The organism is Novipirellula sp. (genome assembly GCF_041583735.1).
Taxonomy (GTDB): domain Bacteria; phylum Planctomycetota; class Planctomycetia; order Pirellulales; family Pirellulaceae; genus Novipirellula.
On sequence record NZ_JBFHFD010000182.1, the window covers coordinates 1 to 13911 of the forward strand.

Sequence of the window (13911 nt, forward strand, 5' to 3'; positions counted from 1 at the left end):
CCGTTGTCCGTGACGTAGATGACAAGCGTCTCGTCGGCAATTCCCGCGTCGTCGATGTGGTCCAACAGCGTTCCGCAGGTTTCGTCGAACCATTCGCACATCGCGTAGTACTGTGCGATTCGTTTCTGCACTCCCTTTTTCAGGTACTTCTCAAGAAGTCGAGCGGGCGGGTTGTGGGGTGTGTGTGGCATCACCGGTGCGTACCAAAGGAAAAATGGCGTTTCCGCTTCCACGCTGCGATTGATAAACTCAGTGACCGGCGTCATGGTTTCGCGTCCGATCGCCAATCCCGCATCCCCATGCCGACCACCCGGATTCGGATACCCCTTGGTCATTCCTTCGGTGAAACCACCGCGCTCAAAAGATCCTTCCCACCACTTTCCGCTTTGGAAACTAACGTAACCCTTCTTGGCCAGCCACTGAGGCAAGGCGCCAGTGCGGTCAATGTGTGAGATCAGCAGCTCGCGAGCCTCTTTCCCCGCCATTTCGGCGTGAGCTTCGTTTGCGGGGGTGCGAGCGGGGTCGTTTCCGGTCGTCTTGTTCTGATGCGAATAGAGCCCCGTGATGAGCGTCGATAGCGCGGGGCGACACAATGCGGTTGGAACATAGCCACGACGAAACAACGTGCTCTCTTTGGCAAGCTGGTCAAGGTTCGGCGTTTCGATTTCCTTGTGCCCCATGAAACCATAGTCGGTGTACCCCTGATCGTCAGAGAGGATCAAAACGACGTTCGGCGATTTGGCGTTGGCCGTTATCGCGGTTGCGACCACGAAAAGAAGCGGCAGCAGTCGAAGGAGACTATTCATTTGATTCGTCATATTGACTTGGTACCTTGGCAGAAAAGGAGGATTGGGCCCGCGAAGCAATGAACGGACAATCAGTCGGATACGCTTCCAGTCGGTTAGCACTGGAATGACAGACTGGAAGTCTATCTCACTTCAGAACAACGAACTGTTCAAGTGAATTGTGATCAATTGTGGGCCTTTGATAGAGAGGGCTAGAGATGGCTCCCCTGGATGTCACCGGCAAGCTACGTCGAATCCGCTGGCCCAAAGGCCTTTTTGTTTTGACTGCTGAATCCGTAATTCACTGCCGAGAAGGGGATGCGCCGAGCCGTTCTTGTGCAATGCGGTCAGCAACTTCGGCGGTTGAAATTTCTTCCGTCTTTGCACGCTGGAAGATTTCCGTCAATGTTTCGCCGATCCGCTCGGTATAACGCATTGCCTTATCTAAATTGTAACCCTGTTTCTCATAGGAAATGTTGATGATTCCCCCCGCATTGATCACGTAGTCAGGGGCATAAAGGATATTGCGATCCGTCAACGTCTTGGCCACCGCAGGATCGGCGAGTTGATTGTTCGCAGCCCCCGCAACGATCGCCGATTTCAAGCGTAGGGCGGTTTGGGAATTGACGGTGCCACCAAGCGCACAGGGGGCAAATACGTCGGCCGAAGCATCGTAGATTGCTTCCGGAGCAACCGAGGTCGCCGAAAACTCGCTGCATGCTCGCGTAACATTCGATTGATGAACATCGGTCACGACAAGCTTGGCGCCAGCGCTGTGCAAATGGCGACATAGCGCGTAGCCAACGTTTCCTACTCCTTGGACAGCCACCGTGACGTTGTCGAATCGAGCTCGTACGTCATAGGGTCGGCGCTGCTTAAATGCGACGGCAGCCTGGATTCCACAGTAGACGCCATACGCCGTGATGGGGGATGGATCACCACTGCTGCCCATCGAAGTTGGTAAACCAGCGACGTGCTTGGTTTGCCGACGCACGGAGACCATATCATCAACCGACACCCCGACATCTTCGGCGGTAACGTATTGACCGCCCAGCGAATCAACGAAGCGTCCAAAGGCTTGGAATAAGGCGTCGGATTTGTCGCGGCGCGGATCGCCAACGATAACCGCTTTGCCTCCACCCTGCTGGGTAGCCGCCACCGCATGTTTGTAGCTCATCCCTTGACTCAATCGCAGCGCGTCGGTCAACGCTTCCTCGTCGCTCGCGTAACGCCACATCCGGCAACCGCCCAACGCTGGTCCAAGCGACGTGTTGTGAATCGCGATGAAGGCACGCAGGCCTGACTTGGCGTCGGCACAAGAAATGACAAGCTCGTGGCCGGCGAATCCGGGAATGTCGTGGCAATCAAGTGTTTCGAACTGGTAGTCAAACCCGTTGCTGCTGGAGGAGTCCTCTGCGGAGTCCTCGGTCTTCGACTCAGTATCGGCTTTTGTTGTGGTGGAGAATTGCATGACAATTGGCGATTCGCGTGTACGTTAGGTATTGGTCTGGAAACGTTCTTTGTCGAAGATCCTGTCGTGAACTCGCCCTTCGACGAACCGAGTACACTGTTAAGAACGATGAGGTAGATACAACAGATCCCAACTAGGTTCGGGACGAATTTCATCTCGAATTGTCATCTCCATGTCATGCCAGATGGCGATCCTTAAGCAGAATCCAATTGTTGCGTGAACGTTGCTTCGCACAAGAGTCTTGCGCATTTGCCGAACGGATTGTCGTAAATCACCAACAAGCAACGCGTATGATGCCTCTATCCCGATGTTGCGTCCATCGAAATGGGCGTCTGTTTGAACGACGAAGTGGAATCGACATGACAAAAATTGGCGCGGTGTTGCTCGTATCGCTACTGATGGCTTCCGCACTCTCGGCGGACGACTCACAAGTCGATGCCGAGTTCGCACGACTCGGCGAACAATACATTGACCAGTTCGCCGAATTCTCGCCCGTACAGGCGACCTCGTTGGGCGACCATCGGTTTGATGGCAAGCTTGACGATGTAAGTCAGGCGGCCAGAGATCGAAAGCTCGCGTGGCTCTCGGACTTCGCCAAACAACTTGATGGCATCGACTCAAAGCAGCTCTGCCGCGCCAATCAAGTCGACCTTGCGCTATTGAAGCACTCGATCGAGTACAAACAATGGCAGGCCACAAAACTGCAAGAGTGGAAATGGAATCCGCTGATCTATACCGGGATCAGCGGAGATGCGGTCTACAGTTTGATGGCCCGAGATTTCGCGCCGCGTCGTGACCGACTATTGAACGTCGCCAGCCGTTTGGAACAGTTCCCGCGTTTCTTCGAACAGGTCCGAGCGATCTTGGATGTTCCGCGAGTGCCGCACGTGCACGCAAAAACCGCGGTGGCTCAGAATCTAGGCATCTTGAAGTCGATCGACAACTATGTGCGGCCGTTCCTCGATGAGTTGCCAAAACAGGATCGCGAAAGCGTTGCGAGCGCCATCCGAATCGCCGAAGCGGCGGTTCAAGAGCAACAACAATGGCTGGAATCCGAGTTGCTTCCTGGTGCGAAAGGTGACTACCGGTTGGGGATCGAGCTCTATCAGCAAAAGCTCGCATTCGCCTTGCACTCACCCTTGCGGCCTCAGGAGATTCGTGATCTTGGCGAGCGGCGGATCGAGGAGCTTCACAACCAGATGTACGCCATCGCCAAGCCGATGTACCAGGATCAATACCCGCTGACGCAGTTCCCCGAAAAACCATCCGATCCCTTTCGCCGCGCCGTGATTCGGTTTGGACTGGAAAAGGCTTATGCAAATGCGCCGCAGGCAGACGAGATCGTGCAAACCGCACGACAGTCGGTTGCCGCGGCGACCGAGTTCCTTCGCCAAAACGACGTGATCACCCTCTTTCCCGATCCGCTTGAAATCATCGTGATGCCCGAGTTTCGTCGAGGCGTCTCGTTGGCCTACTGCGACTCGCCCGGAGCTTTGGAAACCGATCAGCCCACGTTTTATGCCGTCTCGCCACCGCCCGCCGACTGGACCGAGAAACAAGTGCTTTCGCATCTGCGTGAATACAACAACCGGTCGATCGACGTGCTGACGATCCACGAAGCGATGCCGGGACACTTTTTGCAACTCGCTCATGCCAACCGCTACCAGGGCAAACTGCGTCATCTGTTTCAGTCCGGCGTCTTTGTCGAAGGCTGGGCTGTCTACTCGGAATGGATGATGTGTGAAGAAGGGTTTCGCGACCACGACCCGCTGTTGAAACTGATCACCCTAAAATGGTATCTGCGTGATGTGACCAACGCGTTGCTTGATCTTGCGGTCCATGTGGATGGCGGCTCTCGCAGCGAAGGCATGCGAATGTTGGTCGAGGATGCGTTTCAGGAAGAGCGGGAAGCGGCGGGAAAGTGGACCCGCGCCCAAATCACGTCCGCCCAACTGCCTACCTATTTCGTTGGGTATCTTGAGCACGTGGCGCTGCGTCGCGAGGCCGAGCAGATGTGGGGCGACCGGTTTGATCTCAAAGCCTATCACGACAAAGTTCTGTCGTTTGGTTCTCCGCCGCCCCAGTTTGTTCGTGCACTCGTCCTCGACAAACCCATTCCATGATCCGATGGAATCTTGCGATCAAGCCGTTGATGAGATCACGTGCGTTTTTCTGAATTGCCCGGGGCTGAGTCCTAGTTCACGCTGAAACACGGCACATAGCTGGCTCGAGTCACGAAATCCACTTCGGCGGGCAACCATCTTGATCGAAAGCCCCGACTCGAAGAGTTGTGTTTTCGCCATCTCCAACCGTGCACGAGTGATTTCTTCCCCCACCGTACACAGCACCTCTTGCTTGAACCGCCGTTCGAGCGTTCTTCGCGACAAGCATACGTGCGTTGCCACGTCGTCCACGGTGAGGTGCTCGTGAGCATGCGTCGCGATAAAGTGCAGGCATTTGGCGATATCGGGATCCGCCACTCCATAGGCGTCGGAAGAACGTCGTTTGACGATCCCACGGGGCGGCAGCCAGGTTGGATTTTCAGGTGGCTCGCAACCAGCGATCAGTTGCTCAAGCAGCGATGCGGCTTGCACTCCGACTTGCTGGTAGCCCACATCAATACTGGAAAGCTGAGGGTTTGTGTACTCACAGACCAAGGGCTCGTTTTCCATCGAAACGATGGCGATCTCTCGTGGTACTCGCAGTCCACGTTGTTCACATCGCTCGATGATGAATCGACCGAGCGAATCATCCGACACGCAGATGCCAGTGCGTGGTTCCCATGTGGCCACTAACGCATCAAGCTGATCGGAAAATGATTGCCAATCCGCCGCAGATCGAGCATAGCCGTGGTCGAACAAGTCAACGGTGTGCTGGAACGCAATCTCGCGGGCCGAGGCGTCGTAGCCAGCGATCTGCAATTGCACACCGCGTTGGTCAGTAAATCCGACATAGGCAAGCTTCCTGAACCCGAGGGACAGGAGATGCTGCGTCGCCATTTTTCCGGCCTGCTGCCAATCGGGAAAGACTCCTGGCAGGTTCTCCGCATCAGTATTCAACCAAACATTCACTGCCGGAATCTTGTGTTCTTTCGCTTTGATCTCCATCGATCGCCCAATGCGTCCGACGAAACCGTCGAACGCCTGGTCATGCTTGTCCCAAAAAGCAAAATCCGTCACTGGGATAAGCGTCGTATCCCAATTGGCAGTGGACGCGACTTGTTGAATGCCTGCCAACACATCGAGATGTCGACGAAGCGGAGTCTCGACTTCGATCAAGATCGCTATGCGTTGCTTCTTGCGCATCGGCTCTGCGTCACTCATTCATCAGTGTTAATTTCTGTCTCGCGTAGAGTTACGCATCGCAAAGTTGCTTGATCAAACGATCAAATAAGACCGATGCAAACCCGACGACCAAGTGTATCGACGCGAAACGAGCCTCGGGTCACAAGCAGAGGGGAATGCAGTCACTAAGGATTGATCCTAGCAATCATCCCAATGAAAGATATGCTTTAATCGCCACGCAGCGATGTTTCTGCGCATAGTGCGAGTAATTTAGAACCGCTTGGCGATGGGGATCACTCGATTAGAGCGTGGATCCCATTTGCATTGAGGCCGATGGCTCAAACGCATCGCCGCTGGGCGAGTACTTATGCAGCAAGATCGTGCCAATTTCGAAGCAAGATTCACCGAGTCGGCGGACTCGGGTGACTCGCACGCGGACCCAGAAAGTGGGCAATACAATACGCAGTTCTTCCTCGGGAAAAAACTGTACGGAACTTAAAAACCCGGCGCCGGTGCGTGAAAAGTCACGGGTATAAATTCCAACCGGATGACGCGGACGCGGACAAAACGGAAGCGTGACTTCCGACCACAGCAGAGCACGGGTGCGAATGCTAATGCGTTGGTTGCTCCGCTCGTCGGTGGGAAATGAATTCGATGCCTCACCATTGCTGGCGAAGTATTCCGACAATTCCACAGGCAGCTGAATATCCCAGCACACTTGTTCGATCAGTCCGCTTAGGCGCTGAGGATAATTGACTTCCAACATTCCAACACCTCTGAATCGAATGACGCGGAACCCTCACGCTCGAGTATTTCGAGTGCTTTGTGTCGTGTGAGGGGTTTTCGGTAAGGACGCTGGCTGGTCAGTGCTTCGAACACGTCCACCACCGCACAGATTTTGGCCCAAGGATGAATTTCAGAGCCCACACATCCCACCGGATATCCGTGCCCATCCATCCGTTCATGGTGCTGGTAGACCATCAACAATTGGCCTTCGTTCAAATCGGTCCGTTTCGCCAGCTTGCGAAAGCCTAAACCGGGATGACGCTTCACTTGGCGAAATTCCCAGTCATCCAGCTTGCCTGGCTTGGACAAGATTCGATCGTCAATATCGAGTTTGCCAAGATCATGAAGCAGACCGCCGGTCGTGATCTGTTCGACCTCTTCGGCCGAGTAGCCTAGTCCGGCGGCCAACATTGCCGAATAGAACGCGACATTTGTTGAGTGGGTAAACGTTGCGTAATCGTGATGCAGTACGCGAAACATGTCACTGGCGGCAAACTCGTCACGCGTAATGATTTCGGCGGTCAAGGCACCAAGTTGGCTGACCGTGGCGACTGCCTCGTTGACATCGCGATTCCCGAATGCCGAGCGGAGTGAATCAAGCACGACCTCGTTCAAGGCACCCACCTGCAACTGCGGTGTGATGTTGCTCGATACCAAATCCGCATCCAACAAACGACGCAGATACGATTGATAGCGAGGCCCTGAATCTTTTTCGATATACAGCAAGTGATTCCCGCGATCGCGGAGACGATCGAGATCATCCAGCGTCAGCGGATAGGTAGCGCCGCGATAAAGGACGAATCGACCCGAATCCTGTTCACGCTGAAACAGATCGAGCCCAACCGCACTTGCTGGTAGCAAGGTGGCAACGCTAATCGGTAGAAAGTCCAAAGCGAGCATTCGGAACGCACCTAAAGGTTCATTTCAATAACCTTACGTCAGGTCATTGCCTAAAAACCTAGGACGTACGTTCGCACCCCGCAGGAAGTATCCCCTCTGAAAATTCACTTTTCTTCACTAAGCGAGCGGTGCCTGCCGTCTCTAATCGGCGTAACCCCTACCACACTTGTAACGGGAACAGAAACCTTCACATCACACCGCTTCCCAAGCGGAAACAGCTGCAATCAAAGTGACCTCAAGAGACTTTTTGTTCTGCGGATGCAATCATTTGTCGAAGGATCTCTTTCAATGAAACCCTAATATCCCAATCGGGATAATGGGCTCTCAACTTGGACAAATCACTGATGTAACAGATGTGGTCTCCTTTTCGATTGTCTTCCGCAAGCGAAAAGTCCAACTTATATCCCCCAATCTCTTCAATCAACGCGATGCACTCCAGCACGCTGGCAGCATTCTCGCGGCCGCCACCGATATTGTAGACCTCGCCCGGACGCGGATTCTTGGCGAATGCTTCGAATGCCTTGACCACGTCACTGCATTCAATTTGATCACGGACTTGCTTTCCCTTGTAACCAAAAATGGTGTAAGGTTTGCCCACCACGGCGACGTGGACGAGGTAGCTGAGAAAGCCGTGCAGCTCGACCCCACTATGGCTGGCCCCCGTCAAACAGCCGCCCCGGAACACGCCGGTTTTCAGTCCAAAGTACTTGCCGTATTCTTGTGCCAACACGTCCGCCGCCGTCTTGGAAGCGCCAAACAACGAATGCATGGTTTGGTCAATGCGACACGATTCGTCGATCCCGTCGTAGTCTTCGGGGTTGGCATATTCCCAACGCGTTTCGAGTTCTTTGAGCGGCAATTCATTCGGCGCGTCACCGTACACCTTGTTGGTGCTCATGTGGCAAAACACGGCGTCCGGCGCGAATTGGCGGGTTGCTTCGAGCAGGTTCAGGGTCCCAACCGCGTTGACCTCGAAGTCCAGAAACGGAATCGCCGCCGCCTTGTCGTGCGAAGGTTGTGCAGCGCAGTGGACGACAAGGTCAGGGGGCTCGTTTTTGAATAAGTCCAGAATCGCATCGCGGTCGCGAATATCGATCGAGACGGTGCGAAAGTTCTTGGTTTCCGACTCCAGCTGACTTTGATTCCAGCGAGTACTGCCATCGGGACCAAAAAAGGTCGCCCGCATGTCATTGTCGATTCCGATCACCTGGTCGCCTGCGGCGTCCCAATGACGGACGGCCGCAGAACCGATCAAGCCGCTTGAACCTGTTACCATTACTCTCATGAGATTCTCTGTCCTGTCGCGAAATCGAAACCGTGTCGTCGAACGATGCTGTCGTGGCAATATCTTGCTGAGATTGTAGTTGCGAATGAGTTCCCGACCAGATTAGAGCGTGGTTGGAACCACGACATTCATTAATTCATCACCCGCGTAAAGCCTATAACCGGACGTCTCGTGAGCTGCCAAAAACGAAGTCATCAACAAACACAAACCGCCAGACACTAGGGGGTCACCACAAACTCGGCAGGCAACTCGTACTTACCTTCGGCGGCTTGGCGTGTCGTAATTAGCAACTCTTTCTTGCCCGGACGCGTGGGATCATCCGCGACCACCCAGATCAGCGATTGCTTGACGTCATGCGAACCGGTGGCCGTTTTGTCAGGATTGGCTCCCAAAAGCAAATCGGTCAGCACTTGGCGAAACGGCATCTCCTTTTTCGCGAACCCGCGTATCTGTTGATTCTGAGTGATCCCCATCTTCTGCAAATCGCCGCCGATGATTCGCATCGGCGGAACCTCGGTCCCCTCCGGTAGCGATGCGGCAAATTGCTCGGCAATAATATTGATGCCAAATTCGAGTGACTCTTGGTCAAAGGTCACCGACATCTTTTCTGCAAGCAGTTCATCCAAAGTGAATGTCTTCTTGGGAGTCACCGCAGCGACCGTAGGCCCTGCACTGCCAGTGGTATTGATCGCGAACAAGGTGGCCAGCGTGATTTGCGACGCCGCATCGGCGGGCAGATAGGCGTTGCTGATCGCAGCCTGGTCAGCGACACCAAAGCGAGAATAGCTGCTCAGAAAATCCATCATCGCAGGCAACTGGTTCGCCAATAAACGCCACGACGGATCAGGCACTGCATCGAGCACGAAGTCCTTTGCCCATTGCGGAGTCGACTCGACTGCTTGTTTCAAATTTTGCATCAACGTCGCTTCACCGATGCCGCCACTCGGAGACAATCGCACTTCGGTATACAACCGGTCCTCGTCAAAGTGAGCCAACGCCATCGCGGCGGCGACATCAGGAATCAAAAATCGTTTTAGGGGAGCTTCCAAACGCGGTGCACCGATTTCGATCAATTTCCGTCCATCGGCAAACAGGAAGTTTGGCGTCACGATCAGAGCCAAATCGTTTTTGCTGCTCGTCGCATCCCACAACGACTGCATGCTGCGGGGCAACAGGATGCTCGCACCGCCGTTTTCGGCAATCTCTTTAGCCCTTGCGATCGACGAAACCGAAAACCGCGTCACCTGGTTCTCGCTAGACTCGACGTCACCGACAAAGTAAGCATCCGAATCGAGTTCATCGCCCGCATACAACGTGGCTCCGTCGGGCGTGCGGGATGCTGACACGTCCCACGCTTGGGTCAGCGTCTCGAGCGAGACAGGATCATGCAGCGTGACCGCAAGCGATACTTCGGGCCACCCGTCTTTGCCCTTGTGCATCGCGATCGAGAGCCGGTCCATTTTTTCGACAGCGATTTTTGCACGCGCCGACGCTTGATCGAGCAATTGCTTTAAATCCGGTGCAAGCGAATCAAGAAAGTGGCTTCCGCTACTCTTGGCACGCAGCTCGGCCAAATTCACCGTCACGATGAACGAAGGTCCCGGCGGAAGCATCTCAAGCGGCGCCGCGGACTCGGCGGCAAAGGGAGGCAGCCACAGCAAGCGATCATCATCAACGACTTGATACCCCGGCGTTTCCACCGGCGTTGTCTCGCGTTCTGCGGGTTGGGGCTGCGAATCACGACCACCACCGCCGACCGAAGGAATGCGGGCGGGGATCGGTGGACGCTGTCGCTTCTGGACCACTCGTTTCGATTCGCCGGGGCCCCCGACGATCAACATGATCACCAACATCACCACCATGACCGACAAACCGCCCAAGATGAAGGGCGCCTTGTTGGACTTCTTTTTCCGGCGGCGACGTCTCGCCGGCGGCGGCGACTCGGGTTCGGGGGACGCGATTGGCGGCGCCGCAATTTCTTCCGCTTTCGCCGCCGGCACCCCGACCGACATGACCGCAACCGCCGCGTCCGACTTTGCTGCATCCGGCTTTGCTGCGACAGGCTCGGCTACAACCTTTTCGGCTACAACCTTTTCGCCTGCATCACTTTCGGCTGGGACCGATGACGGCGGGTTCGACTGGACCGGCGGCACCGGCTTTGCCGGGGCTTGCTTGCTTGCTTTCGACTTGGTGGGGGTGGGTTTCGTCACGATCGACACCACGTCGTCGCTGGTGTGATCGGAGCCACTCGTGTGATCGGATTCGCTAGCGTGAACCGATTCGGACGCGGGTGCCGAATCATCGGTTTCGATCGGAGGTGCCGCAGACGCTGGAACCGCAGGGGCGGCGCTGGCTGCCGGATCGATCATCGCAGCGGTCGCACGCAGTGCATCGGCAAACTGCGCGATCGTAGCAAAGCGTGACTGCGGATTTTTTGCGAGTGCAAACGCCACCACTCGCAACAACGGATCCCCCGCCTCGCCTGCCGCGACTGCTTTGGAGATCGACGATGGAATCTGCGACGCATGCAGCGCCATCATCTCATCGGCCGAATCAGCCTGGAACGGCATCTTGCCAATCACCATTCGGCAAATCAAACAGCCCAGCGAATAGATATCGGTTGCGGCGCTACACGGAGTTGACGCATCCGCTAACTCCGGAGCCGCATAGGCGTGCGGTGACTCGAGCACATCGAGCCAAGAATAAGGATTGGTGAGCATCGCCGAGACGGCGGGCCCCGACGGATCTCGCAACAACCGTATTGAACCGTCTTTGCCCATCCACACGCGATCGGCCCGCACATCGCCGTGCCACAACGAACTCGCGTGCAACGCCACCAACGCATCACTGATCGCAATCCCAATCTCACAAGCCCGCTTGGCTTTTAGCCGCGGACGCTTTTTCAAAACTTCCGACAACACCTCGCCGCTCGGTAATGGCGAGAAAATCACAATGTTGTCGTCGACGCGATCCAATTCGATCGACTGAAGTGCCGCTTGAGTCACCCCGGCGTGGGCCGCAATCCATTGGTCCCGCCCTCCGCCGAGCTGTTCAGCAGTGGGACGGAACAATACCCCGGAAACCCCTTCGCTTGCCGGCCCCAGCGCAGTTGCTGGCCGGACCACGGGGATCCAGCGGCTCAGCGGGGCCGCCGCGGTCGCATCGGTTTGCAGAAATCCGCCATGACGCAGGCTCACAGATTCGGAAACCAGAAGCGACTTGGCTTGGTACGGGGTCAGCACCCCCGCCTTGACCAGGTACTTGGCCAGTGCGACAGCATCATCGGGCGGCAATCCCCCGGCTTTCTCGGCGTAACCCACCGCATAACGCTTACATCCAGCCGCATCGGTGACACCGTTACGAACCAATCTTGCCCAGAATTCGCTTAGTGCGACCGTCATGAATAAACAACATTTCGATGTCGAGAAGGAAACGCTTGTGTGGGAAAAACACTTTCGCCGATGAATAGTCTAATAGATCGACCGATTTCAGCCGACCACGGCATTAGGGGGCTCGTTCCCTGACATCCGACAGCCCCAATCTCAGCCGGCCCAGGGTTTACGAAATCCGAAATCGCAGGAGCCCTCTTACTTTACCGCAATCGATCGCGGGAATTGATTTTGAGTCACTTTCGCCGTTAGTTTTTGCACAACGTAGAGCTTTGTTGCGAATCGAGCTAGACTTTTAGGTAACAAGCCCTGCGATCGACATTCCATCACGAACATGCATCACTTGAGTTTCCATTGAATATTGTCTTCCTATCGACTGAAGCCGTCCCGTTCGCCAAGACGGGCGGACTTGCTGACGTATGCGGCACTCTTCCCTCGAAGGTGGCCGCATTGGGGCATCGCGCCACGCTGATCATGCCTGCATTCCGAAGCATTCGCAGTGCGGGATTGCCGATCGAGTCGACCGACACCAGTTTCGCAATCCCGATGAGCCCTCAAAAGCTGATCGGGGCACGCATCCTGAAATCCAAACTGCCCGACGGAGACGTCCCGGTTTGGTTCATCGACCAACCTCAATATTTTGATCGCGAATCGCTGTATGGCACCTCAATTGGCGATTACCCCGACAACGCCGAACGATTCGCCTTCTTTTGCCGAGCCGCAATGCATGCGATCTCGCGACTCGATGGGCCCGTCGATATCGTCCACTGCAATGACTGGCAATCCGGGCTCGTCCCCGCAATCATGGCCGCCGAACCCGACGCCTATCCCTGGATCAAAAAAGCCTCGTCCATCTTCACCATCCATAACTTGGCCTACCAAGGCCATTTCGAACGCGACGCGTTCCGCTGGACCGGTCTCGATTGGAAACATTTCAATTCCAATCAGTTCGAGTACTACAACCATCTGAACTTTCTGAAAACCGGGATCGTCGCTGCCGATATGATCACCACGGTCAGCCCCAAGTACGCCGAGGAAATCTGTACCCCTGAACAAGGCTGCGGACTCGATAACGTGCTGCGGGGTCGACGCGACCGACTTTCGGGAATCATAAACGGGATCGACCAAACAGTTTGGAATCCCGAAACCGACCCCAAGCTCTCGGCGACGTATGACGCTCGTTTTTATAAGCAGGGGAAACTGGCAAACAAGCGTGAGATCCAACAGCGGTTCGGTTTAGAGCCCAACGAATCACTGCCGATGATTGGACTTGTCGGGCGACTGGCGAGCCAAAAAGGGTGGGACATGATCCTGCCGGTATTACAATCCCATCTATCCGAGGATCGTCCGGCCCAGTGGGTCGTGCTTGGTAGCGGCGAGGCACGTTACGAGGAACCGCTTCGCAAACTAGCGCAAGCTTATCCCAAACGCTTTGCCTTGTATCTCGGATTTAGTGACGAAATGGCACACTTAATCGAAGCTGGCTCGGACGTCTTTGTGATGCCAAGTCTATACGAACCGTGCGGACTGAACCAACTGTATAGCCTTCGCTATGGCACGGTGCCGATTGTGACAGAGACTGGTGGCCTAGCGAACACTGTGGTCGATTGTACAGCAGAAACGCTCAAAGACGGCACTGCGACGGGCTTTTTCATCCCCGCAGCGAATGCCGAAGCCCTCGATCAAACGATTGGCCGAGCATTGCACCTGAGATATCACGAAAAAGAAAAATGGGAACAAATTATTGAGACCGGAATGTCGCAAGACTTCTCTTGGCGGCATAGCGCCAACCAGTACATCGAGCTTTATGCAAAAACCATTGCCCTTAAAAATTCACAGGCAAAAACGATGATCAAACGCCGAGATGAATCAGCAACTTTTCGCTAATTTTGTCTCGCCAAACCCTACGAACATCCGTTAGGATCTCGTATGGTCCCTGCACCCCCACAGGAATTGGTGCACTAAAATAAACCTGTTCGTGAAGTAGTACCTTGATCGAAAACGCCCCCTC

At 55.1% G+C, this 13911-nt stretch carries 9 protein-coding genes; 2 read left to right on the forward strand and 7 right to left on the reverse strand.

The features are described from left to right. Together ABX962_RS15150 and ABX962_RS15155 are read right to left on the reverse strand one after the other, a co-directional pair. On the reverse strand, window positions 1–806 hold an 806-nt coding region (locus ABX962_RS15150), incomplete at its 3' end, for a sulfatase-like hydrolase/transferase (RefSeq protein WP_372720811.1). Window positions 807–1086: 280 nt separating this feature from the next. Further along, entirely contained in the window at window positions 1087–2256 is a 1170-nt protein-coding gene (locus ABX962_RS15155; RefSeq protein ID WP_372720813.1) for a Leu/Phe/Val dehydrogenase, read from the reverse strand. Between the two features lie 359 nt (window positions 2257–2615). On the opposite strand from ABX962_RS15155, the gene ABX962_RS15160 reads away from it, so the two are divergent. Next, complete coding sequence (locus tag ABX962_RS15160; protein ID WP_372720815.1) at window positions 2616–4379, forward strand: DUF885 domain-containing protein; 1764 nt, start codon at window positions 2616–2618, stop codon at window positions 4377–4379. Window positions 4380–4397: 18 nt separating this feature from the next. Here the strand turns inward: ABX962_RS15160 and ABX962_RS15165 are convergent, their stop codons facing one another. The 5 genes from ABX962_RS15165 to ABX962_RS15185 all read right to left on the reverse strand — a co-directional run bounded on the left by ABX962_RS15165 (window position 4398) and on the right by ABX962_RS15185 (window position 11912). Continuing rightward, window positions 4398–5579 carry a substrate-binding domain-containing protein gene (locus ABX962_RS15165; RefSeq protein WP_372720817.1) on the reverse strand — a complete coding sequence of 394 codons (1182 nt, stop codon included), beginning with the start codon at window positions 5577–5579 and terminating at the stop codon, window positions 4398–4400. A gap of 262 nt (window positions 5580–5841) precedes the next feature. Further along, on the reverse strand, window positions 5842–6306 hold the full coding sequence (locus ABX962_RS15170) for a hypothetical protein (protein ID WP_372720819.1): 465 nt from the start codon (window positions 6304–6306) through the stop codon (window positions 5842–5844). Continuing rightward, window positions 6276–7226, reverse strand: coding sequence for an HD-GYP domain-containing protein (locus ABX962_RS15175; RefSeq protein WP_372720821.1), 951 nt, complete (start codon window positions 7224–7226; stop codon window positions 6276–6278). Before ABX962_RS15175 ends, ABX962_RS15170 begins: the two co-directional genes overlap by 31 nt. A gap of 235 nt (window positions 7227–7461) precedes the next feature. Continuing rightward, window positions 7462–8511, reverse strand: a complete 1050-nt coding sequence (locus tag ABX962_RS15180) for an NAD-dependent epimerase/dehydratase family protein (protein WP_339938392.1) — start codon at window positions 8509–8511, stop codon at window positions 7462–7464. A gap of 218 nt (window positions 8512–8729) precedes the next feature. Then, entirely contained in the window at window positions 8730–11912 is a 3183-nt protein-coding gene (locus ABX962_RS15185; RefSeq protein WP_372720823.1) for a protein kinase, read from the reverse strand. Between the two features lie 342 nt (window positions 11913–12254). On the opposite strand from ABX962_RS15185, the gene glgA reads away from it, so the two are divergent. Next, complete coding sequence (gene glgA / locus ABX962_RS15190) at window positions 12255–13787, forward strand: glycogen synthase GlgA (RefSeq protein WP_372720825.1); 1533 nt, start codon at window positions 12255–12257, stop codon at window positions 13785–13787. Window positions 13788–13911 lie beyond the last annotated feature (124 nt).

Coding starts and splice junctions, on each gene's coding strand:
- ABX962_RS15160 (WP_372720815.1), top strand. CDS start 2,616: ATGACAAAAATTGGCGCGGTGTTGCTCGTATCGCTACTGATGGCTTCC.
- ABX962_RS15170 (WP_372720819.1), bottom strand. CDS start 6,306: ATGTTGGAAGTCAATTATCCTCAGCGCCTAAGCGGACTGATCGAACAA.
- ABX962_RS15155 (WP_372720813.1), bottom strand. CDS start 2,256: ATGCAATTCTCCACCACAACAAAAGCCGATACTGAGTCGAAGACCGAG.
- ABX962_RS15175 (WP_372720821.1), bottom strand. CDS start 7,226: ATGCTCGCTTTGGACTTTCTACCGATTAGCGTTGCCACCTTGCTACCA.
- ABX962_RS15180 (WP_339938392.1), bottom strand. CDS start 8,511: ATGAGAGTAATGGTAACAGGTTCAAGCGGCTTGATCGGTTCTGCGGCC.
- ABX962_RS15165 (WP_372720817.1), bottom strand. CDS start 5,579: ATGAGTGACGCAGAGCCGATGCGCAAGAAGCAACGCATAGCGATCTTG.
- ABX962_RS15185 (WP_372720823.1), bottom strand. CDS start 11,912: ATGACGGTCGCACTAAGCGAATTCTGGGCAAGATTGGTTCGTAACGGT.